The sequence below is a fragment of the Nitratireductor sp. StC3 genome, assembly GCF_003015025.1.
Classification (GTDB): Bacteria; Pseudomonadota; Alphaproteobacteria; order Rhizobiales; family Rhizobiaceae; genus Mangrovimarina; species Mangrovimarina alexandrii.
Genome location: NZ_PYBP01000006.1, coordinates 138,993 through 159,863, shown reverse-complemented (window position 1 = coordinate 159,863; position 20,871 = coordinate 138,993). Strand labels below are relative to the sequence as shown.

The window sequence follows — 20,871 nt, the reverse complement described above, 5'->3', positions numbered from 1 at the left end:
TCAGCCGGCGCGCAGGAACGGTCGAGCGCTCATCGTTGCGGGAACCGGCACGCCGAGCCGTGTCAGGATGGTCGGCGCGAGCTGGAGCTGGTCGAGCAGCATGTCGTCGTCGGGTCCGGCGGCCGGTCCGAAATAATAAAGCGCGAAATCCTGCTGCAGATCCTCGCGCCCGCCATGGTGGCCACGATCGGTCTGGCCGTGATCGGCGGTGACGATCACCTCGTAGCCGGCTTCCAGCCAGCGTGGCAGGAAGGCGGCCAGCATGCCGTCCATGACCGCGCAGGCGTGGTCCATCGGGGTGTTGTCGTGGCCGAAACGATGGCCCATGGAATCCAGCGTGCAGGTATGCAGAATGCCGTAGTCGATGCCGTGACGGGCGGCGAGCATCGACAGCGTCGCGAACAAATCGACGTCGGACGGCGTCATCTGGTTGTCGTGACCGTAGCCGGTCATGGTGTGGAAACGGCCGTGGGCGATCGGCCCGGCCGGTTCGTCATATTCGATGTCGCCGACGAAATCGAAGGGATGGCGGTTGAAGAACTCCGACCAGTAGGAATGGGTGACCGCGCCGGTCTTGCCGCCGGCCTTGGTCACCTCGGAAAAGATGTCGGGCTGGGCGACGCGAAAGCGCACCTCGTTCGACAGGATGCCGTGCACCTGCGGCGGCACGCCGGTGTGGATCGAGGCGTAGCAACAGGCCGATATCGACGGCAGCACGGCACGCATCTTCCACACCCGCGCCTCGCCGGACTGCACCCATCCCTCGAGATTGCCGAACAGGCGCCGCCAATTGCGCCACGGCACGCCGTCGAGAACAATCAGCAGAAGTTTCGATGAAACAGGCATGGTTGCGCTTTCGTGGTTGTGTTGGCGGGGCCGGTGGCAGAGCGCACCGGAACGCAACCCGGCTGTCGCCGTCACGTTTCTGTCGGGCCGGCTTGGCCGGTGGTGTCAGTTGCCTGCGCTCTCCATCTTGCGGCCGGCGATCGCCTTTTCCAGCCAGCCGACCTCCATCTCGGGCACCGAGGACAAAAGCAGGTCGGTATAGTCGTCGAAGGGCGGCGCGAGCACCTCGGATTTCGGGCCGTAGCGCACCACCTCGCCGCGATACATCACCGCGATCGAATCGGCGATCGATTTCACCGTCGCCAGATCGTGGGTGATGAACAGGTAGGCGACATGCTCGATCTCCTGCAGGTTCAACAGCAGTTTGAGGATGCCGTTGGCCACCAGCGGGTCGAGCGCGCTCGTCACTTCGTCGCAGATGATGAGTTTCGGCTTCGCCGCCAGCGCCCGCGCGATGCACACGCGCTGCTTCTGGCCGCCGGAAAGCTCGGCCGGATAGCGGTCGAGGAAGCCGCTGCCCATCTCGATCTCCTCCAGGAGCTCGCCGACGCGCTTGTCGCGTTCGGCGCCGCGCATGCCGAAATAGAATTCCAGCGGCCGGCCGATGATCGTACCGACCGTCTGGCGCGGGTTCATCGCCACGTCGGCCATCTGGTAGATCATCTGCAATTCGCGCAGATCGTCGCGGGTGCGGCTGGCAAGCCTCGCCGGCAGTTCGCGGTCGTCGAAGGTGATCGAGCCCTGCCGCGGCGGCAGCAGGCCGGTGATGGCGCGCGCCAGAGTCGACTTGCCGGATCCCGATTCGCCGACCACGGCTAGCGTCTGGCCGGGCCTGATCTCGACCGAGACGTTCTTCAACACGTCCACCATGCCGCCGCCATAGGCCGCGGTGACGTTTTCGGCCTTCAAAAGCGGCGCGCCGACTGCTTCCTTTTCCTGATGCGCGATCTGGTGCACGGAGACGAGCTGGTTGGTGTACTCGCGTCGCGGCTCGGTGATGATCTGCTGGGTGTCGCCCCATTCGACCAGCTTGCCGTTGCGTAGCACCATGATTTCGTCGGAGACCTGGGCGACGACCGCCAGGTCGTGGGTGATGTAGAGCGCGGCGACCCCGGTATCCTGGATCGCGTCCTTGATGGCGGCCAGCACGTCGATCTGGGTGGTGACGTCGAGCGCGGTCGTCGGCTCGTCGAAGACGATCAGGTCCGGCTCCGGGCATAGCGCCATCGCCGTCATCACGCGCTGGAGCTGGCCGCCCGAGACCTGGTGCGGATAGCGCTCGCCGATCGTCTCGGGATTGGGCAAGGAGAGCTTCCGGAACAGATTGATCGCACGCTTCTCGGCTTCCGCGCGCGCGGCGGTGCCGTGCAGCAGCGCCGCCTCCACCACCTGGTCCATCAGCTTGTGGGCCGGGTTGAAGGCGGCGGCGGCCGACTGGGCGACATAACACACCTCGCGCCCGCGCAGCCGGCGCAGCCCGCCGAGACCGCCCTTGAGGATGTCGCGTCCGTTGAGGATCACTTCGCCGCCGGTGATCCTGACGCCGCCGCGACCGTAACCCATGGCCGACAGGCCGATGGTCGACTTGCCGGCCCCCGATTCGCCGATCAGCCCGAGCACCTTGCTCTTTTCGAGCTTCAGCGACACGTCGTCGACGATGGTGATGTCGTGCGGGGCCTCGCCGGGCGGATAGACCGTCGCTTCGATGCGCAGATTGCGGATCTGAAGCAGCGGCCCGTCCGTGGTCGGTTTTGCCTGCGTGCGGGCCATCAGCCACGTCCTCCCTTGAGGCTCGTCGTCCGGTTCAGCACCCAGTCGGCGACCAGGTTGACGGAGATTGCCAGCACGGCGATCGCCGCCGCCGGGATCAATGCCGCGGGAATGCCGAACACGATACCTTCTTTGTTCTCCTTGACCATGCCGCCCCAGTCCGCCTCGGGCGGTTGCACGCCCAGGCCGAGGAAGGACAGCGCCGACAGGAAGAGCACGGCATAGATGAAACGCAGGCCGAGCTCGGAAACGAGCGGCGAAAGCGCGTTGGGCAGAATCTCGCGAAAGATGATCCAACCCATGCGTTCGCCGCGCAGTTTGGCAGCCTCGACGAAATCCATCACGTTGATGTCGACGGCGACCGCGCGCGACAGCCGGTAGACCCGCGTGGAGTCCAGTATACCCATCACCAGCACGAGCGTGAGGATGGTCGAGGGCAGGACCGACAAGACGACGAGGCCGAAGATCAGCGTCGGAATCGACATCAAAAGATCGACGAAGCGCGACATGATCGTGTCGAACCAGCCGCCGACGACGGCGGCGGTGAAGCCGAGCACGGAGCCGGTGATGAAGGAGACCGCCGTCGCCATCACAGCGATGAAGATGGTCGTGCGCGCGCCGAAGATCATGCGCGACAACAGATCGCGGCCGAGATTGTCGGTTCCCAGCAGGTGGGTGGACGACATCGGTTCCCATACGTCGCCGACGATTTCCGACAGCGGGTAGGGTGCGATCAGCGGCGCGAAGATCGCGACGAACACGAACAGCAGCGTGAATACCAGCCCGAGGGCGGCGGCGAAGGGGATGCGTGTCAGCGTGACCATGCAGCCGCCCTCACTTCGGATGCCTGAGGCGCGGATTGGCGAGGATCGCCGTGATGTCCGCGATGATGTTCAAGCTGATATAGACGGCGGCGAAGATCAGCCCGACCGCCTGCACCACCGGCACGTCGCGCTTGGCGACATGGTCGACGAGATACTGGCCGAGACCGGGATAGACGAAGATCACCTCGACCACGACCACGCCGACCACCAGGAAGGCGAGGTTGAGCATGACCACGTTGACGATCGGGGCGATCGCGTTGGGAAAGGCATGTTTGCGGATGATGTCGAAGGCCGACAGCCCCTTCAGTTCGGCGGTCTCGATATAGGCCGACTGCATGACGTTGAGAATCGCTGCACGCGTCATGCGCATCATGTGGGCGAGCACCACCAGAACCAGAACGGTCGCCGGCAGCACGATCGCCTGCAGCTTGGCCAGCAGGGGCATCCCGTCATAGACGGTCGAGATCGAGGGAAACCATTGCAGCTTGACCGCGACGAAGAAGATCAGCAGATAGCCGACGAAAAATTCCGGCAGCGAGGTCGAAGCGAGCGCGAAGCCGGAAATCGCCTTGTCGATCGGGCCGTCGCGATAGCGCACCGCCAGCAGGCCCAGAATGATGGCGAGCGGGACCGAGACGACCGCCGCCCAAAAAGCGAGAAACAGTGTGTTCCACAGCCGCGGCATCAGTGTGGTGGCGATATCCTGACGCGTGGTGAGCGCGGTGCCGAGATCGCCGGTCACGACGCCGCCGAGCCAGGCGAAATATCGCACGATGGCGGGATCGTTGAGGCCCAGTTCCTCGCGCAGATTGGCGAGCGCCTGGGGGGTCGCCTGATTGCCGAGAATCGACTGCGCCACGTCGCCGGGAAGAATCTGCGTGCCGACGAAGATGAGGACCGAGACGGCCAACAGGAGGAGGACGCCCAGCGCGATGCGCTGGGCGATGAGGCTTGCGATGGATGAACCCATTGGTCAACGGCCCTCTCAGGCCGTCAGCCAACACTTTGCAAGGGCGTAGCCGTCCATCAGTTCGGCCGCCGGGTGGGGTTCCCAGCCGTCGATCTTGTCGGTCGAGGCGTCGATGAAATCGTTGAACATCGGCAGGATCAGACCGCCATCATCGCGCACCATGAGCGCGGCGTCGCGATACATCGCCTTGCGCTTGGCCTCGTCGAGCTCCGCCCTGGCCGCAATGATCAGCTTGTCGAAATCCTCGCGGAAGAAGCGGGTGTCGTTCCAGTCCGCCGTCGAGATGTAGGCGGTGGAATACATCTGGTCCTGCGTCGGCCGGCCGCCCCAGTAAGAGGTCGAGAACGGCTGCTTGTTCCATACTTCCGACCAATAGCCGTCGCCGGGCTCGCGCTTGACGTCGATGGTGATGCCGGCCTTGGCGCAGCTCTGCTGATAGAGCTGGGCGGCGTCGACCGCGCCGGGGAAGGCGACGTCGGAGGTGCGCAGCAAGACCGATCCGTCATGGCCGGATTTCTTGAAATGGAACGCGGCTTTGTCGGGATCGTAGGGGCGCTGCTCGACATCGTCGGAAAACAGCGGATAGGCCCCGTTGATCGGGAAGTCGTTGCCGACCGAGCCGTAGCCGCGCAGGATCTTTTCGACCATGTCCTCGCGGTTCATCGCGTATTTCAGCGCCATTCTGAGATCGGCGTTGTCGAAGGGGGCGGTGTTGCAATGCATGATGAAGACGTAATGGCCACGTCCCGATACGTTGCGGATCGTCACGCCCGGCACGCGCTTGACCAGATCGACGATCTTCGGCTCAACCCGATTGATCAACTGCACCTGGCCACCCTGCAAGGCGGCGGTGCGCGCCGTTGCATCGTTGATGACGATGATCTCGATCTGGTCGGCGAAGCCCATCTTGTCGCCCTGCCAGTAATTGGCGAAGCGCTCCCCGCCATGGCGCACGCCGGGCTCGTTGACGGTGACCTTGTAGGGGCCGGCCGAGATGCCGGCGTCAGGCGCATCCTTGCCGCCGTTCGGCTGGATGATCAAATGATAGTCCGCCATCAGGTAGGGCAGGTCGGCATTGGCCTCCTTGAGCGTGACGACGACATTCTTGCCGTCGACCTTCATGGATTCGATGCCCTTCATGATGCCGAGCGCGCCGGACTTGGAATCCTCGTTGGAATGGCGCTCGAGCGTGGCCAGAACGTCGTCCGCGGTGACGGTCTTGCCGTTGTGAAACTCGACGCCGTCGCGGATCTTGAATGTCCACACCTTGGCGTCGTCGGAGGCGCCGATTTCCTCGGCGATGCGGTTTTCGAGCCCGCCTGCAGGCGTCAGCGCGACGAGATATTCGCCCCAGCTCTTGCCGAAGGTGAACGGCACCTGCGACAGGAAGCTCGCCGGATCGAGGCTGTTGGTCGCCTCGCCACCCTGCATGCCGGCCTTGATGATGCCGCCCTTCTGCGGACCGGCGGCCCTGGCCGCGCTTCCCAGAAGCGTGTTGGCAAAGGAGGCCGTGACGCCGAGTGCCGCGGCCCTGCCCAGAAAGTCACGCCGGCTGAGCTTGCCGACAGCGACGCGATGGCTCAAATATTCAAGTTCTTGCGACATGGGATGTTCCTCACTCTTTTTGGTTGCCCGCGGACCGATTATCCGGCCTCTATTTGACGGGAATATTGGCGCCATAGCTGTGCATATCGCAAGACCGAATGCGACATTCCCTGGCGTAAATGGCGAGAGGCCATTTGCAGGCGACTAATCCGCTAGATGAAGTTGCGTTTGATTTTATTGGCAAATCTTCGTGTAAAGCGCAATTTCTCATTCTCATAGGCCTCAATGCGCCCTGACAAAAAGAAATGCTTGCGGTCGGCGTGCATCGTCGTGAACGTCTCTGTGCGCACCGACCAGTCGCCGCGCCGCAGCGTCTCGGTCCAGTGGGTTTCGCCGCGCGCCGACAGCGGGTCACCGGGATGGATCGACCATTTTTCACGCGCCACGCTTCCCGTCTCCAGGCCGTGATCGCAATCGCGAAAGGCGCCGAAATCGTCCTCGATGACCAGGGTCGCGGTCCCTGTGTGCGGATCGCGCTCGACCCGACGGCTGTTGGACGGTGTGCGCACGGTCTCGGCCGCCCAGGCTGGCGCGCCTTCGGGGCCGGAAAAGTCGACCTCGTTGCCGGTGCCTGGGGCACGCACCGGCAGGGTGAGCCTGCCCTCATACACGGTGAGTTCGACCGGCTCGGGCGACGGCCAGACGAGCGACCAATAGGCGCTGGAGATCGCCAGGCGCAGCCGGTGGCCGGGTTTGAGCGCATAGGCGACGTCGTCGAGGCGCAACGTGATCGCCATTTTCGCGCCGGGAGTGACGTCCTCGGGATATTCGTGCGAGGCGCGGTGGCACAGATTGAGCACGCCATAGGTGATGCGGGTCGATGCCCCGTCGGGCTGAACGTCGCACAGCCTGACCGCGATCATGGCCCGCGGCCGATCGGCCGAAAGGGACAGCGAGACGACCGGCGCGCCGACGATGTCGATGGCGGTATCGGCCGGCTGGCCGTCGAAACAGAGCGATCGCGCATCGTCCTCGCGCTGGTCGCCCGGCAGGTCGGGACCGAGCCAGATCGCGCAATACTCGCCGCTGAACAATCCGCAATCCTGTGGTGAGGCGATGGTCGCCTCGAAGCCGGGCCGGGCGCCGTCCGCGAGCCCGCCCGACCCGTCGAGAAACAGATCGCGGGTCGCGATCGCCGGCGACGGCCAGTCCGGCTCCGCGATCCAGCGCCCCGGCCGCTCGTCGTACCAGTCGCGCGGCGGCACGGAGTCCATCAGGTATAGCCGCATCGCCGGATCGTCCTCCACGCCGGTGGCGCGTCCTTTCAGCCAGCGGTCCCACCAGCGCAACGCCTCCTGCAAAAAGCCGATGGCGGGTTCGGGGACGGCGAAATGCGGGTATTTGTGGATCCACGGGCCGATAATGCCCTTTGCAGGGGCGTTCTGGATGCCGCGGACGAGCCGGGAGACGGCGTTCTTGTAGGCATCGCCCCAGCCGCCAACGGCGAGGGTGGCAGCCTTGATGGCAGAATAATCCTCGCAGACCGAGCCATGTTTCCAATAGGCGTCGCGGGTCTGGTGCTCAAGCCAGAGCGCGGGCAGGAACGGTTCGTTGTCGAGCCGATCGAGCCACATCGAACGCCAGTTTTCGCCGACGAGGGCGGGATCGGGCGGTCGCGACGAATAAGACAGCATGGTCGCGCCCCAGCCCTGGTTCTCGTTCAGAAGCAGACCGCCCTTGTAGTGGATGTCGTCGGCATAGCGGTCATCGGTCGAACACAGCGTGATGATCGCTTTGAGCGCCGGCGGCTGGAGCGCGGCGACCTGCAGGGCATTGAATCCGCCCCAGGAGATGCCCATCATGCCGACATCGCCGCTGCACCAGGGCTGCGCCGCCGCCCAGGCGATCACCGCGCAGGCGTCGCTGAGCTCCTGTTGGGTGTATTCGTCCGCCATCAGGCCCTCGGAATCGCCATTGCCACGCATGTCGACGCGCAGGCAGGCATAGCCGTGTCCGGCGAGATAGGGATGGGTCAGGCTGTCGCGCGCCGTGGTGCCGTCGCGCTTGCGATAGGGCAGGTGCTCCAAGATTGCCGGAACGGGTTCCGCCTCTGCGTCCTTTGGCATCCACACACGCGCCGACAGCCGACAGCCGTCGGGCATGACGATGCCGATATCGGGGAACTCGACGACCTTCCGGGGAAAATCGGTGACTGTCTTCATGTCCGCTCCCTTCCGCGCCTGACTTTCCAGAAAGATCGCCAAGCAAGCCATGCGCCCGCGGTCCGGCGCAAGCCCGGCATTGGGGATTGATATGACGGGGCGCCCGAACGGAGACGGGACAGGGTCAATTCAGCGGAATGTCGTTGCCGGCCTTGCTCGACTGATAGGCCGCCGAGAGCGCGTCATAACCGGCGGCGATCGTGGCGATGCGGTTTTGCGAACCAGCGCGTTCGGCCTCGGGCAAGGCCTCGACCAGCCTGCGGATCGCATAGCCGGTCCAGTATGCGTTTTTGGCGTTGTAGCCGCCGGGATCGAGCCTGAAGACCTCCTTCAGGATTTTCAGATCGTGCGGGATGGCGAAGGAATCGCGGGAATCCTCGTGGCTGAACAGGAAGTAGAAATTGTCGAAACCGGTCCAGGTGATCGCCGACAGGCACAGGGAGCAGGGTTCGTGCGTTGCCACGAAGATGCAGTCTCCCGTGTCCGGACGCCGCTCATGCGGCAATTCGTAAAACCGTTTCAGCGCGTGCACCTCACCGTGCCAAAGCGGATTCTCGATCTCGTTGTTGGTTTCGGCGACGACCACGGAGAGGTCGGACTTTTTGAGGATCGCCGCGCCGAAAAGCTTGTTGCCGGCCTCCACGCCCGCGGCCGTTTTCGGCATGATGTCTTGTTCGATCACGTCGAGCAGACGCTCGATCAACGCGGCATCAGTCATCGGTTTTGGTCTCCGGCAGTCGCACCTGCCATGGCGCGTCGAAGAAAAATTCCTCAAGGTTCGAACCGTCGCCGCCACGGTCGACGACGAGGAAGTCCTGCGGTGCGCCGATCGGCGTCAGCACGCCGTGCCAGGTGTTGCGGCGGTAATTGACGCCCTGGCCGGGGGCCGTCACGAAGGCATGCGGCGCGCCGGGTCCCTCGGGCCCATCGGCACAGACCACGACGAGGAACGGCGCCGGCGACAGCGGCATGAAGGCCTGGCTGCCGAAAGGATGGCGCTCGACCATGCCGAGCGCGAGCGGAAATTCGTAGGGTGTGGCCTTGAACAGCGAGACAAGCACGCGCGCGTTCGGGCCGGCGGCCTCGACCCGGGTGAGATCGTGATAGCGCTCGCATTTGCCGTTGTTGATCGAAAAATGGTCCGGCCAGTCGGTGTCGAGCACGTCGCCGAAGGCGGCGAAGGCCTCACGTGTGAGTTTCCGGGCGGTGACGGTGCGCGTCATCGCGGCGCGATCCCGCCAAGCGCCATGTGGCGGTTGACGTCCTTGTAGAGCAGGTAACGGAACTTTCCGGGTCCGCCCGCATAACAGGCCTGGGGGCAGAAGGCGCGCAGCCACATGAAGTCGCCCGCCTCGACCTCGACCCAGTCCTGGTTCAGCCGATAGACCGCCTTGCCCTCCAGCACGTAGAGCCCGTGCTCCATGACATGGGTTTCGGCGAAGGGAATGACCCCGCCTGGCTCGAGCGTGACAATGGTGACGTGCATGTCGTGGCGCATGTCGGCGGGATCGACGAAACGCGTGGTGGCCCACACCCCGTTGGTATCGGGCATCGGCGTGGGAGCGATCGCGGCCTCGTTGGCGAAGAACGCCTCGGGCGCGTCGATCCCCTCGACACGCTCATAGGCCTTGCGGATCCAGTGGAAGCGCGCCGTCGTCCCGCTCTGGTTGCGCGCGCTCCAGCCGCAGTCGGGCGGCAGGTAGCCGAACCAGCCGGGGCTAAGCGTGTGGCGGGTGCCGCCGACGGTGACGGTCAGTTCGCCCTCGACGACGAACAGGGCGCCCTCGGCGCTGGCGTCGGGCTCGGGGCGGTCGCTGCCGCCGCCAGGCGCGACCTCGACGATATATTGCGAAAACGTTTCCGAAAAACCCGACATCGGCCGCGACAACACCCAGCAGCGCGTTTCGTCCCAGAACGGCAGCAGGCTGGTGACGATGTCGCTCATCACGCCTTTGGGGATCACCGCATAGGCCTCGGTAAACACTGCCCGGCCGGTCAGCAACTGGGTCTGCGGAGGCAGGCCGCCATGCGGGGCATAATAGGGGCGGTTCTTCATCGTGACGTCTCTCATAGCGGCAGAAGGTCCCTGAGCCTCAGCAGCGCGATGCGTTCCACCTGTGTGCAGGCGGTGTCGAATTCGGTGTCGCGGTCATTGTCGATGCGCGTCTCGAAGGCAGCGAGGATCCTCTCTTTGGTGAGCCCTTTGACCGCGATGATGAAGGGGAAGCCGAACTTCTCGACATAGACGGTGTTGAGCTCGGTGAAACGGGCGCGCTCGGCGTCGGTCAGCGCGTCGAGCCCGGCCGAGGCCTGTTCTTTGCTGGATTCGGCGGTCAGCCGCTTTGCCTGGGCGAGCTTGCCGGCAAGGTCGGGATGCGCGGTCAAAACGCCGAGGCGTTCGTCCTTGCCGGCGGAACGGAACACCCGGCAGAGCGCGTTGTGCAGGCCGCCGGCCGTGTCGTGCGCCGGGCCGAGCTCGAGCATGAAGGCGCGCTCGGCTACCCAGGGCGAGTGCTCGAAAATCGAGCCGAACCGCTCGACGAACTCGGCACCGCCCATGCGCGAGGGCTGCAGCGCCGGCGCCTGGTAGGGGTGGTGCTCGGCCCAGTGACGGGCAATGTCGATGCGGCGCGCGATCCAGACCCGCTCGTGATTGGTGACGTAGTCGACGAAGCGCTTCAGCGCCGCGGCGCGGCCGGGTCGGCCGACGAGCCGGCAGTGCAGGCCGATATTGAGCATGCCTGGGCGGCCATTGCGACCTTCCTCGTAGAGCGTGTCGAACGCATCCTTGAGGTAGGCGAAGAACTGGTCGCCGGAATTGAAGCCCTGCGGCGTGGCGAAGCGCATGTCGTTGGCGTCGAGCGTATAGGGGATGACGAGTTGCGGCGCGATCGCATTGCCCTGGCCGTCATGGTCGAGCCAATAGGGCAGATCGTCGTCATAAGTGTCGGAAATATAGGCAAAGCCGCCTTCCTCGGCCGCGAGCCTGACCGAATTGACCGAGGTGCGGCCGAGATAGATGCCGTCGGGGCGCGCGCCGACCACCTCGGTGTGCAGCCTGATCGCCTCGTCGAGATCAGCCCGTTCGTCGGCGGGCGCGTGGTCGCGATAGTCGATCCAGCGCAGCCCGTGCGTGGCGATCTCCCAGTCGGCCTCGCGCATGGCAGAGACCTGGTCGGGGGCTCGCGCGAGCGCGGAGGCGACGCCGTAGACGGTCACGGGCACATTGGCCTGCGTGAACAGGCGGTGCAGGCGCCAGAAGCCGGCCCGCGCGCCATATTCGTAAATCGATTCCATATTCCAGTGGCGCATGCCGGGCCACGGGGCCGCGCCGACGATCTCCGACAAAAAGGCTTCCGAAGCCGCGTCGCCGTGGAGGATGCAGTTTTCGCCGCCCTCTTCGTAATTGACCACGAACTGGACGCAGATATGGGCGCCGCCCGGCCATTTCGGGTCGGGCGGGTTCGCGCCGTAGCCGCGCATGTCGCGAGGATATCGTGTCGGCCGCATCGCTTTGCCGTCGTCCTTCCGGTCGGAAATTTCAGCTCTTCGCAATTAGAGTATCAAAGGGCCGTGGCGTCATTGCCCCAAAAAATTTTGAAAGTCTTTTCAAGGCGCTTCTGCCGGTTGAACCTTATGCGCGACCGCGATTTGCTGCACAATCGCAACGCTGGGGTGAAGGCTCCGGCCAATTCGCGACGATGGGAGAGGACGGCGAGGAATGGCGGCAAGTGAAGGACGTTTGACAACGCATGTGCTCGACACGGCGACCGGCAAGCCGGCGGCCGGCCTGTCGATCGCCCTCTATCGCATCGAGGGCGAACGCCGCACCCATCTCAAGACCGTCTCGACCAATGCTGACGGGCGCTGCGACGCGCCGATGCTGGCCGGCGACGCGTTCGCGACCGGTCGGTACGAACTGGTTTTCTTCGCCGGGGACTATCTGCGGGCCAACGGTGCGGAGCTGCCGGAGCCGGCCTTTCTCGACGAGATCCCGTTGCGTTTCGGCATGGCCGAACCGAGCCATTATCACGTGCCGTTGCTGCTGTCGCCCTACGGCTACTCGACCTACAGGGGCAGTTGACCGATGACTGAGATCCGCTCCGAAATCCGCTTCATGCTGAACGGCGTCGAAACCGCGCTGTCGGATGTGCGCGCCGACGAAACCCTGCTCGATTACCTGCGCCTCAGGCGCGCGCTCCGAGGCACCAAGGAGGGCTGCGCGGAAGGCGATTGCGGCGCCTGCACGGTTCTGGTCGGCCGCCTGACCCCGGACGGCCTGATCTATGAAAGCGTCAATGCCTGCATCCGCTTCCTCGGCTCCGTCAACGGATGCCACGTCGTCACGGTAGAACACCTGAAGGGACAGGATGGCGGGCTGCATCCCGTGCAGCAGGCGATGGTCGATTTCCATGGCTCGCAATGCGGTTTCTGCACGCCGGGCTTCGTCATGTCGCTCTACGCTCTTTGGATGCGCCGCGCCGATCCGACCGAGGCCGATATCGAGAAGGCGCTGCAGGGCAATCTGTGCCGCTGCACGGGCTACCAGCCGATCGTCAAGGCCGCGCGCGCGATCTCCAGTTATGGCCGCGTCGAGACCGATGTGCTGGCCAGCGAGCGTGCGCGCGTGGAAGCCACGCTCAACGCGCTCAAGGACGGGGCGCGCGTGGAAATCGGCCAAGACGGGCAGCGTCTCGTCATTCCGGCCAGCGTCGAGGATCTGGCCGCGGTTCTGGAGGCCGAACCCGAGGCGACCATCGTCGCCGGCTCGACCGATGTCGGGCTTTGGGTGACCAAATTCATGCGCGAGATCACGCCGGTGGTGTTCATCGCCCATCTCGACGAGTTGCACACCGTCACCGAAACAGACGGCGCCGTCTCGGTCGGCGCCTGCGTGTCCTACACCGAAGCGTTCTCGGCCCTGTCGCGCCGCATCCCGGCCTTCGGTCCGCTGATCGATCGGATCGGCGGCGAGCAGGTGCGCAATATGGGCACGATCGGCGGCAACATCGCCAACGGCTCGCCGATCGGCGACACGCCGCCGCCGCTGATCGCGCTCGGCGCCACTGTGACCCTGCGCAAGGGCGAAAGCCGGCGCACCATCGCGCTCGAGGATTTCTTCATCGATTACGGCAAGCAGGACCGGCGGCCGGGCGAGTTCGTCGAGCGTATCGATGTGCCGGTGCCCGGCGAGGACACGCATTACGCCGTCTACAAGCTGACCAAGCGCCGCGACGAGGACATTACCGCCGCGCTCGGCGCGTTCCATCTGACGCTCGCCGCCGACGGCACGGTGGCGGCGGTGCGAATTGCTTATGGCGGCATGGCGGCGACGCCCAAACGCGCCGCGGCGGTGGAGACCGCGCTCGCCGGAAAGCCGTGGTCGAGCGAGACGGTGGAGGCCGCGCTCGACGCCTATGGGAAGGACTTCGCGCCGATCAGCGACATGCGCGCCTCGGCCGACTATCGGATGCTGGCCGCCCGCAACCTGCTGCGCCGGTTCCATCTGGAGACGACGAGCGGCTTGCCAGTGCAGGTGTCGCGCTACGAGGCGGCCTAGGCCCAGGGAGAGACCGATGAACAAGCACGCCACGGCCGACCTCAAAGCGACCCGCATTCTGGGCGGCGTCGCCACCGACCAGCGCCACGATTCCGCCCACAAGCACGTCACCGGCACGGCAATCTATATCGATGACATGCCCGAGCCGGCAGGGCTGTTGCACGCCTGCCTCGGCCTGTCGACCGTGGCGCACGGCACGATCCGTTCGATCGACCTGTCCGCCGTGCGCGCCGCGCCCGGCGTGATCGACGTGTTGACCGGGCACGACATGCCCGGCTCCAACGATATCAGCCCGACGGGCCGCGCCGACGAACCGGTGCTCGCCACCGATACCGTGCATTTTTTCGGCCAGCCGCTATTCGCGGTGATTGCCGAGAGCCGCGAGCAGGCCCGGCGCGCCTGCCGGCTGGCGAAGATCGACTATGACGAGAAACCCTTCGTCACCGATATCTGGGACATGGATCGCCGGGCGGGCAAGCTGGTCACCGATCCGCTGACGCTCAAGCGCGGCGACGCCGCGGCCGCGATCGAGACCGCGCCGCGGCGCATCAAGGGCACGATGCGGCTTGGCGGCCAGGACCATTTCTATCTCGAGGGCCAGATCGCCCTGGCCGTACCGGGCGAGGACACGGACGTCACCGTCTTTTCCTCGACCCAGCATCCGAGCGAGGTCCAGCACATGGTGGCGCATGTGCTGGGCGTGCCCTCGCATGCCGTCACCGTCGAAATCCGGCGCATGGGCGGCGGTTTCGGCGGCAAGGAGACGCAAGGCAACCAGTTCGCCGCGATCGCAGCCGCGGCGGCCAAGAGGCTCGGCAGGGCGGTCAAGATCCGGCCCGACCGCGACGACGATATGACTGCGACCGGCAAGCGGCACGATTTCGTCATCGACTACGAGGTCGGTTTCGACGACGAGGGCACCATCCTGGGCGTCGACTATTTTTACGCCGCCCGTTGCGGGTTTTCCTCCGACCTGTCCGGCCCGGTGACGGACCGGGCGCTGTTTCACTGCGACAACACCTATTATTATCCGGCCGTACGCGCCCAGTCGGCGCCGCTCTACACCAACACCGTCTCCAACACGGCGTTTCGCGGTTTCGGCGGCCCGCAGGGCATGATCGGTTGCGAGCGTGTGGTCGACGAGATCGCTTTCGCGCTCGGCAAGGACCCGCTGGAGATTCGCAGGAAGAATTTCTACGGCACCAGCGATCGCAACGTCACGCCCTACCATCAGACGGTGGAGGACAACATCATCCACCGGCTCGTCGACGAGCTCGAGAAGAGCGCCGACTATCAGGCCCGGCGGCGCGCGATCGCCGATTTCAACGCCTGCTCGCCGGTGATCAAGCGCGGACTGGCGCTGACGCCGCTGAAATTCGGCATCTCCTTCACCGCGACCCATTTCAACCAGGCGGGCGCGCTGGTGCATGTCTATGCCGACGGATCGGTGCATCTCAACCATGGCGGCACCGAGATGGGGCAGGGGCTCTATGTCAAGATCGCGCAGATCGTGGCCGAGGAGTTCCAGATCGACATCGATCACGTCAAGATCACCGCGACCACGACCGGCAAAGTGCCCAACACCTCGGCGACGGCGGCCTCTTCGGGCTCCGACCTCAACGGTATGGCCGCGCAGGCCGCCGCGCGCACGATCCGCGACCGGTTGTGCGATTTCGCCGCCGAGAAATACGGTGTGCCGTGCGAGCAGATCGAGTTCCTGCCCAACCGGGTCAGGGTCGGCAACCAGGAGATCGCGTTCGGCGAGTTGACCCAACAAGCCTATATGGCCCGCGTCCAGCTTTCCGCGACCGGCTTTTACAAGACGCCGAAGGTGCGCTGGGACCGCGACAAGGGTGAAGGCCATCCGTTCTATTATTTCGCCTATGGTGCGGCCTGCGCGGAAGTCTCGATCGACACGCTGACCGGCGAATACGTCGTCGAGCGCGCCGACATCCTGCACGAGACCGGACGGTCGCTGAACCGGGCGATCGACATCGGCCAGATCGAGGGTGGTTTCATCCAGGGCATGGGCTGGCTGACGACGGAGGAACTCGTCTGGGACGACAAGGGCCGGCTGCGCACGCACGCACCCTCGACCTACAAGATCCCGCTCGCCTCGGACCGGCCCAAGGTGTTCAACGTCACGCTGGCCGACTGGCCGGAGGCGCATGAGCCGACCGTGCACCGGTCCAAGGCGGTCGGCGAGCCGCCCTTCATGCTGGCGATGAGCGTTTTCCACGCGCTGTCGGATGCGGTGGCGAGTGTGGGCGAACACAAGGTCTGTCCGCGTCTCGACGCGCCGGCGACACCCGAACGGGTGCTGATGGCGGTCGAGCGCGTGCGTTCCCAAACCGCGGCCTAGCCGGGGATCGCCGACAGGGGCATCTCGGGTTAGAATTACGACCATGACGAAGACGGCCACCAGCCTGAAAGCCTTTCTCGACGCCCATCCGGCGGCGGCGAAGGTCGAGGTGAGCGCGGCGAAGGGGTCGACGCCGCGCGAGGCGGGGACATGGATGCTGGTCGCGCCGGAAAGGATTTTTGGCACGATCGGCGGTGGCCAGCTCGAATTCATGGCGATCGACGAGGCGCGGGCCCTGCTGCGCGCGGCGCCGGCAGCGGAGGCTGAACGGGAGAAGGCGCTCGACATTCCGCTCGGTCCCGAAATCGGGCAATGCTGCGGCGGCCGGGTCGGCCTGTCGATCGAGCGGGTCGACCAGGGCTTGCGCGACCGGCTTCTCGCGCGCGCCCGGGCCGAGGACGACCGCTTGCCGCGCGTGCTCGTTTTCGGTGGCGGCCATGTCGGCCGGGCGCTGGCGGACGCGCTCGTGCTGTTGCCGGTGCGCGCGACGGTGGTGGAGACCCGCGCCGAGGCCATCGCCGGTTTTCCTGCGGATGTCGAAACCCGCCTGAGCGCCGTGCCGGAGGAGCTCGTGCGTGCGGCGTCCGCCGGAACCGCCTTCGTCGTTCTGACGCACGACCACGCGCTCGATTTCCTGATCGTGTCGGAGGCGCTAAAGCGCGGCGACGCCGCTTATGTCGGCATGATCGGTTCGGCGACAAAAAAGGCGACCTTCAGGAGCTGGTTCCTGAAAACCGCTGGCGGCAGCGCGGCCGCGTTGTCGCGGCTGGTAACGCCGATTGGCGGCGACGGCGTGCGCGACAAGCGCCCTGCCGTGATCGCGGCCCTGGCTGCGGCGGAGATCATGACGGCTCTCGTGGCCGCGTTTCAGCCTTCCTCCTCCGCCTCACGCTGATCAGCAGCGAAACCAGGAAAAAAAGCATGAAGCCGGGGATCGCCGAGGCGATGGCCGAGGCGGCTGCCCCCATTTCGCAGCCGCCCGATGCGCCCGGCGTGCCGCAGGCGGGATCGAACGCATAACCAAGCGCGAGCACGCCGAGGAAAATCACCGCGGGCAGGACGAGGAACCCGACAAGGCCGGTGAGGGCGGCTTTGGCGATGATACGGGCCATGGGGTTCCTCCCATGCCGCCGGCAGGCGCTCAGCGACCGTCGAGAATGTCGCGGATCATGCGCTGGCAGCGCTCGGCCATGAAATCGAGCAGCAGGCGGACCTTGGGGTCCTGGTATTTCTTGTGCGGATAGACGGCGGCGAGCTGAACCGGGATCGGCGGCGTGTCGGTCATAATGGTCGTCAGCCGTCCATCGCGCAGAAAGGGCTCGACCTCGAAGCGCGGCTTCATGACGATGCCGTGGCCGGCGAGCGCCCAGCCGGTCAGCACGTCGCCGTCATCGGAATCGTAAGGGCCGCGCACGTCCAGCTTGCGCGGGCCGTCGGGCGTGCGCACGGTCCAGAAATGCTCGCGTGCGCCGGGATAGCGCAACATCAGGCAATCATGCGCCAGAAGGTCGTCCGGGCTTTGCGGCTCGCCGCGCTTGGCCAGATAGGACGGGGCGGCGACCAGCACCCGCTCGCATTCCAGGACGCCGCGCATGCGCAGGCTGGAATCTTCCAGCACGCCGAGCCGGAAGGCGACGTCGATGCCCTCGCGCATCATGTCGACATCGTGATCGGACAGTCTGAGCCGCACCTCGATGTCGGGATAGCGCTCGCGGAATTCGGGAATGCCGGAGGCGAGCAGCCGGCGGCCGAGGCCGAGCGGCGCGGTGACGCGAATGGTGCCGCGCGGCTGGCCCGACAGGGCGCTGACGGCGGCCTCGGCGTCGGCGACCGCGTCGAGCACCTTCTTGGCGCCGTCGTAAAAGACCCGGCCCTGCTCGGTCGGGGTGAGTTGGCGCGTGGTGCGATTGAACAGGCGCACGCCCAGATGTTTTTCCAGCTCCTTGATGCGGTTGGAGGCGACGGCCGGAGAAATGCGCATGTCGCGTCCCGCGGCCGACAGATTGCCGAGCTCCACCACGCGAACGAAAACGGCGACATTGTCGAGATAGGCCATGACGTGCCCCGATGCGATCTGGATGACAGGAGCGGAGACTATTATTATCCAGATTTTTTTGAAAGTGCTCGGTGACTGTGCCTCTTTTCGTTTGCGGCCGAGCCCGTAAAGTCGCCCGGACGAGGAGGGCATGCGCCGATGTACGATCTTGCGGTTTTCTGGGATTGGCTGAGCTTCGCGATGCGATGGCTGCACGTGGTCACGGGCATCGCGTGGATCGGCTCGTCATTCTATTTCGTCGCGCTCGATCTCGGCCTGCGGCAACGGCCGAACCTGCCGGAAGGCGCTTTCGGCGAGGAGTGGCAGGTCCACGGCGGCGGCTTCTACCATATCCAGAAATATCTGGTCGCGCCGGCCGAGATGCCCGAGCATCTGACATGGTTCAAATGGGAGGCCTATGCCACCTGGCTCACCGGTTTCGCCATGCTCGCCATCGTCTACTACGTCGGCGCCGACCTTTATCTGGTCGACCGCAACGTGCTCGACGTTTCGGCGGGCACCGCGATCCTGATCTCGCTCGCCTCGCTGACGGTGGGCTGGGTCCTCTACGACCAGCTCTGTAAGTCGCCGCTGGCCAACAACGACACCACCTTGATGCTGGTTCTGTTCGTTATCCTGGTGGCGATGAGCTGGGGCTACACGCAGCTTTTCACCGGCCGTGCGGCTTTTTTGCATCTGGGCGCCTTCACCGCCACGATCATGTCGGCCAACGTGTTCATGATCATCATTCCCAACCAGAAGATCGTGGTCGCCGACCTGATCGCCGGCCGCAAACCGGACCCGAAATACGGCAAGATCGCCAAGACGCGTTCGCTGCACAACAACTACCTGACCCTGCCGGTCCTGTTCTTGATGCTGTCGAATCACTATCCGCTGGCGTTTGCGACCGAATTCAACTGGATCATCGCATCGCTGATTTTCCTGATCGGCGTCCTGATCCGGCATTATTTCAACACCGTGCACGCCAGAAAGGGCAATCCGACCTGGACCTGGGCTGCGGCGACGATCCTGTTCATCATCATCATGTGGCTGTCGACCGTTCCCAAAGTCCTGACCGGCGAGGACAAGGCTGCGGCCGCGGCGGAACCCTTCATCGCTTCGGCGCATTTTCCCGCCGTGCGCGACACCGTTCTTGGCCGCTGCTCGATGTGCCATACGGCGGAGCCGGTCTATGAAGGCGTCTATATCACGCCGAAGAATGTCCGGCTCGACACCGATGCCACGATCGCGGATCGGGCGCGCGAGATCTATCTGCAGGCCGGGCGCAGCCACGCCATGCCGCCCGGGAACGTCACCTACATGACCGAAGAGGAGCGAGCCTTGATCGTTTCGTGGTTCGAAGGGGCGCGCGGATCAGGACAATGAGCGAGATTCTGATCAGGGGGCGGGTGCTCTCCTTCCTGCGCGAGCCGGTGGCGGCCGACGATCTGGCGGCCTGCCGGTACGAGGAAGACGGAGCGGTGTTCGTCAAGCGCGGCGCCATTGTCGCGGTCGGCGATTTTGCGACCGTGTCGGCCGTGGCCGGCGACGCGCCGGTTGCCGATCACCGGCCTCATCTGGTGCTGCCGGGCTTCATCGACGCCCATGCGCATTTTCCGCAGATGCAGATCATCGCCTCCTACGGGGCGGAATTGCTCGACTGGCTGAACAATTACACTTTTCCCGAGGAGACGAAATTTTCCGACGCCCAGCACGGGCGCCGGATCGCGCGGCTGTTCCTCGACGACATGATCCGCCACGGCACGACGACGGTGGCCGCCTATTGTTCGGTGCATGCAGCCTCCGCGGAGGCGTTTTTCGAGGAAAGCCATTCCCGCGACATGCTCAACATCGCCGGCAAGGTGATGATGGATCGTAACGCGCCCGAAGCCCTGACAGACACGCCGCAATCGAGCTATGACGATACCAAGGCGCTGATTGCGCATTGGCACGGCAAGGGCCGACAGCTTTATGCAATCACGCCGCGCTTTGCGATCACCTCGTCGCCGGAACAGATGGAGATGGCCCAGGCGCTGGCAGCGGAACATCCCGGCTGCCATGTCCAGTCGCATCTGTCGGAAAACCACGCTGAGATCCGCTGGACCGAACAGCTCTACCCGCAGGCGAAGGACTACACCGACGTCTATGCCCGCTACGGGCTGTTGGGACGCAAGAGCCTGTTTGGCCATTGCATCCACCTGACCGATCGCGAGGCCGACGCAATGTCGGAAACCGGCTCGGTGGCGGTGTTCTGCCCGACCTCCAATCTCTTTCTCGGCTCGGGTCTGTTCGACTATCAGCGCTACCGCAAGCGCGAACGGCCGCTGCACGTGGCGGTGGCGACCGATGTCGGCGGCGGCACCAACTATTCCATGCTCAGGACGCTGGACGAGGGCTACAAGGTGATCGCGCTCCAAGGCGAGAAACTCAATCCTCTGGCCTCCTTTTGGCAGATGACGCGCGGCAATGCCGAGGCGTTGTCGATCGCCGAGCGGGCCGGCACGCTCGACGCGGGCACCGACGCAGATATCGTCGTGCTCGACGCCTGGGCGACGCCGACGATGCGTACCCGCATGGAAACGATCGAAACATTGTCGGAGGAACTGTTTCTCTTGCAGACGCTTGGAGACGACCGCGCCGTACGCGAGGTCTATATCGCCGGCCGGGCCGCCAAGCTCGGCGGCTGAGGCCGGCCCGCAGTCGGGCCGAGGCGTGGATCGCGGGCACCGTCGGTGGC

At 65.0% G+C, this 20,871-nt stretch carries 18 protein-coding genes; 6 read left to right on the top strand and 12 right to left on the bottom strand.

The genetic code is table 11. The annotated features are described in order from the left end of the window. From C7T96_RS14680 to puuE, 10 genes are all read right to left on the bottom strand, one after another. Positions 1–846: an alkaline phosphatase family protein gene (locus C7T96_RS14680; RefSeq protein WP_106571995.1), complete on the bottom strand. Its 846-nt coding sequence runs from the start codon at positions 844–846 to the stop codon at positions 1–3. A gap of 105 nt (positions 847–951) precedes the next feature. Then, positions 952–2,616 carry an ABC transporter ATP-binding protein gene (locus C7T96_RS14675; protein WP_106571994.1) on the bottom strand — a complete coding sequence of 555 codons (1,665 nt, stop codon included), beginning with the start codon at positions 2,614–2,616 and terminating at the stop codon, positions 952–954. After that, positions 2,616–3,440: an ABC transporter permease gene (locus C7T96_RS14670; RefSeq protein ID WP_106571993.1), complete on the bottom strand. Its 825-nt coding sequence runs from the start codon at positions 3,438–3,440 to the stop codon at positions 2,616–2,618. Before C7T96_RS14670 ends, C7T96_RS14675 begins: the two co-directional genes overlap by 1 nt. Before the next feature lie 10 nt (positions 3,441–3,450). Next, positions 3,451–4,410 carry an ABC transporter permease gene (locus C7T96_RS14665; RefSeq protein ID WP_106571992.1) on the bottom strand — a complete coding sequence of 320 codons (960 nt, stop codon included), beginning with the start codon at positions 4,408–4,410 and terminating at the stop codon, positions 3,451–3,453. Between the two features lie 15 nt (positions 4,411–4,425). After that, positions 4,426–6,015, bottom strand: a complete 1,590-nt coding sequence (locus tag C7T96_RS14660) for an ABC transporter substrate-binding protein (protein ID WP_106571991.1) — start codon at positions 6,013–6,015, stop codon at positions 4,426–4,428. Positions 6,016–6,167: 152 nt separating this feature from the next. Next, the gene (locus C7T96_RS14655; RefSeq protein WP_106571990.1) at positions 6,168–8,177 is read right to left on the bottom strand and encodes a CocE/NonD family hydrolase; all 2,010 of its coding nucleotides are present in this window, start codon (positions 8,175–8,177) and stop codon (positions 6,168–6,170) included. Between the two features lie 124 nt (positions 8,178–8,301). After that, complete coding sequence (locus tag C7T96_RS14650) at positions 8,302–8,895, bottom strand: nucleoside deaminase (protein WP_106571989.1); 594 nt, start codon at positions 8,893–8,895, stop codon at positions 8,302–8,304. Next, positions 8,888–9,400: an ureidoglycolate lyase gene (locus C7T96_RS14645; protein ID WP_106571988.1), complete on the bottom strand. Its 513-nt coding sequence runs from the start codon at positions 9,398–9,400 to the stop codon at positions 8,888–8,890. Before C7T96_RS14645 ends, C7T96_RS14650 begins: the two co-directional genes overlap by 8 nt. After that, on the bottom strand, positions 9,397–10,248 hold the full coding sequence (locus C7T96_RS14640) for a bifunctional allantoicase/(S)-ureidoglycine aminohydrolase (RefSeq protein WP_106571987.1): 852 nt from the start codon (positions 10,246–10,248) through the stop codon (positions 9,397–9,399). Before C7T96_RS14640 ends, C7T96_RS14645 begins: the two co-directional genes overlap by 4 nt. Continuing rightward, on the bottom strand, positions 10,245–11,660 hold the full coding sequence (gene puuE / locus C7T96_RS14635; RefSeq protein ID WP_106571986.1) for an allantoinase PuuE: 1,416 nt from the start codon (positions 11,658–11,660) through the stop codon (positions 10,245–10,247). Before puuE ends, C7T96_RS14640 begins: the two co-directional genes overlap by 4 nt. Positions 11,661–11,898: 238 nt before the next feature. On the opposite strand from puuE, the gene uraH reads away from it, so the two are divergent. Genes uraH through xdhC form a run of 4 tightly spaced genes read left to right on the top strand, consistent with a single transcriptional unit; the run spans position 11,899 to position 16,994 of the window. Continuing rightward, on the top strand, positions 11,899–12,261 hold the full coding sequence (gene uraH, locus C7T96_RS14630) for a hydroxyisourate hydrolase (protein WP_106571985.1): 363 nt from the start codon (positions 11,899–11,901) through the stop codon (positions 12,259–12,261). A 3-nt stretch (positions 12,262–12,264) separates the two neighbouring features. Then, a complete protein-coding gene (gene xdhA, locus C7T96_RS14625) occupies positions 12,265–13,737 on the top strand; it encodes a xanthine dehydrogenase small subunit (protein ID WP_106571984.1) in 1,473 nt (490 codons plus the stop codon). A gap of 16 nt (positions 13,738–13,753) precedes the next feature. Then, complete coding sequence (gene xdhB, locus C7T96_RS14620; protein WP_106571983.1) at positions 13,754–16,099, top strand: xanthine dehydrogenase molybdopterin binding subunit; 2,346 nt, start codon at positions 13,754–13,756, stop codon at positions 16,097–16,099. Positions 16,100–16,142: 43 nt separating this feature from the next. Next, complete coding sequence (xdhC, locus tag C7T96_RS14615) at positions 16,143–16,994, top strand: xanthine dehydrogenase accessory protein XdhC (RefSeq protein WP_106571982.1); 852 nt, start codon at positions 16,143–16,145, stop codon at positions 16,992–16,994. On the opposite strand, the gene C7T96_RS14610 is transcribed toward xdhC, so the two are convergent. Both C7T96_RS14610 and C7T96_RS14605 read right to left on the bottom strand, forming a co-directional pair. Beyond that, positions 16,942–17,211 carry a hypothetical protein gene (locus C7T96_RS14610; protein ID WP_106571981.1) on the bottom strand — a complete coding sequence of 90 codons (270 nt, stop codon included), beginning with the start codon at positions 17,209–17,211 and terminating at the stop codon, positions 16,942–16,944. The genes xdhC and C7T96_RS14610 overlap by 53 nt on opposite strands. A gap of 29 nt (positions 17,212–17,240) precedes the next feature. Continuing rightward, complete coding sequence (locus C7T96_RS14605; RefSeq protein WP_106571980.1) at positions 17,241–18,155, bottom strand: LysR family transcriptional regulator; 915 nt, start codon at positions 18,153–18,155, stop codon at positions 17,241–17,243. Positions 18,156–18,293: 138 nt separating this feature from the next. Here C7T96_RS14605 and C7T96_RS14600 point away from each other — a divergent pair, with 138 nt between their 5' ends. Continuing rightward, a complete protein-coding gene (locus C7T96_RS14600; protein ID WP_106571979.1) occupies positions 18,294–19,520 on the top strand; it encodes a urate hydroxylase PuuD in 1,227 nt (408 codons plus the stop codon). Continuing rightward, complete coding sequence (gene guaD / locus C7T96_RS14595; RefSeq protein WP_106571978.1) at positions 19,517–20,821, top strand: guanine deaminase; 1,305 nt, start codon at positions 19,517–19,519, stop codon at positions 20,819–20,821. Before C7T96_RS14600 ends, guaD begins: the two co-directional genes overlap by 4 nt. Positions 20,822–20,871: the final 50 nt, after the last annotated feature.

Bases quoted from the DNA above. Each gene is read 5' to 3' on its own strand.
- guaD (WP_106571978.1), top strand. From the start codon at position 19,517: ATGAGCGAGATTCTGATCAGGGGGCGGGTGCTCTCCTTCCTGCGCGAG.
- C7T96_RS14680 (WP_106571995.1), bottom strand. From the start codon at position 846: ATGCCTGTTTCATCGAAACTTCTGCTGATTGTTCTCGACGGCGTGCCG.
- C7T96_RS14670 (WP_106571993.1), bottom strand. From the start codon at position 3,440: ATGGTCACGCTGACACGCATCCCCTTCGCCGCCGCCCTCGGGCTGGTA.
- C7T96_RS14645 (WP_106571988.1), bottom strand. From the start codon at position 9,400: ATGACGCGCACCGTCACCGCCCGGAAACTCACACGTGAGGCCTTCGCC.
- xdhC (WP_106571982.1), top strand. From the start codon at position 16,143: ATGACGAAGACGGCCACCAGCCTGAAAGCCTTTCTCGACGCCCATCCG.
- C7T96_RS14660 (WP_106571991.1), bottom strand. From the start codon at position 6,015: ATGTCGCAAGAACTTGAATATTTGAGCCATCGCGTCGCTGTCGGCAAG.
- C7T96_RS14675 (WP_106571994.1), bottom strand. From the start codon at position 2,616: ATGGCCCGCACGCAGGCAAAACCGACCACGGACGGGCCGCTGCTTCAG.
- C7T96_RS14600 (WP_106571979.1), top strand. From the start codon at position 18,294: ATGTACGATCTTGCGGTTTTCTGGGATTGGCTGAGCTTCGCGATGCGA.
- xdhA (WP_106571984.1), top strand. From the start codon at position 12,265: ATGACTGAGATCCGCTCCGAAATCCGCTTCATGCTGAACGGCGTCGAA.
- C7T96_RS14605 (WP_106571980.1), bottom strand. From the start codon at position 18,155: ATGGCCTATCTCGACAATGTCGCCGTTTTCGTTCGCGTGGTGGAGCTC.
- xdhB (WP_106571983.1), top strand. From the start codon at position 13,754: ATGAACAAGCACGCCACGGCCGACCTCAAAGCGACCCGCATTCTGGGC.
- C7T96_RS14610 (WP_106571981.1), bottom strand. From the start codon at position 17,211: ATGGCCCGTATCATCGCCAAAGCCGCCCTCACCGGCCTTGTCGGGTTC.
- C7T96_RS14640 (WP_106571987.1), bottom strand. From the start codon at position 10,248: ATGAGAGACGTCACGATGAAGAACCGCCCCTATTATGCCCCGCATGGC.
- C7T96_RS14655 (WP_106571990.1), bottom strand. From the start codon at position 8,177: ATGAAGACAGTCACCGATTTTCCCCGGAAGGTCGTCGAGTTCCCCGAT.
- puuE (WP_106571986.1), bottom strand. From the start codon at position 11,660: ATGCGCGGCTACGGCGCGAACCCGCCCGACCCGAAATGGCCGGGCGGC.
- uraH (WP_106571985.1), top strand. From the start codon at position 11,899: ATGGCGGCAAGTGAAGGACGTTTGACAACGCATGTGCTCGACACGGCG.
- C7T96_RS14650 (WP_106571989.1), bottom strand. From the start codon at position 8,895: ATGACTGATGCCGCGTTGATCGAGCGTCTGCTCGACGTGATCGAACAA.
- C7T96_RS14665 (WP_106571992.1), bottom strand. From the start codon at position 4,410: ATGGGTTCATCCATCGCAAGCCTCATCGCCCAGCGCATCGCGCTGGGC.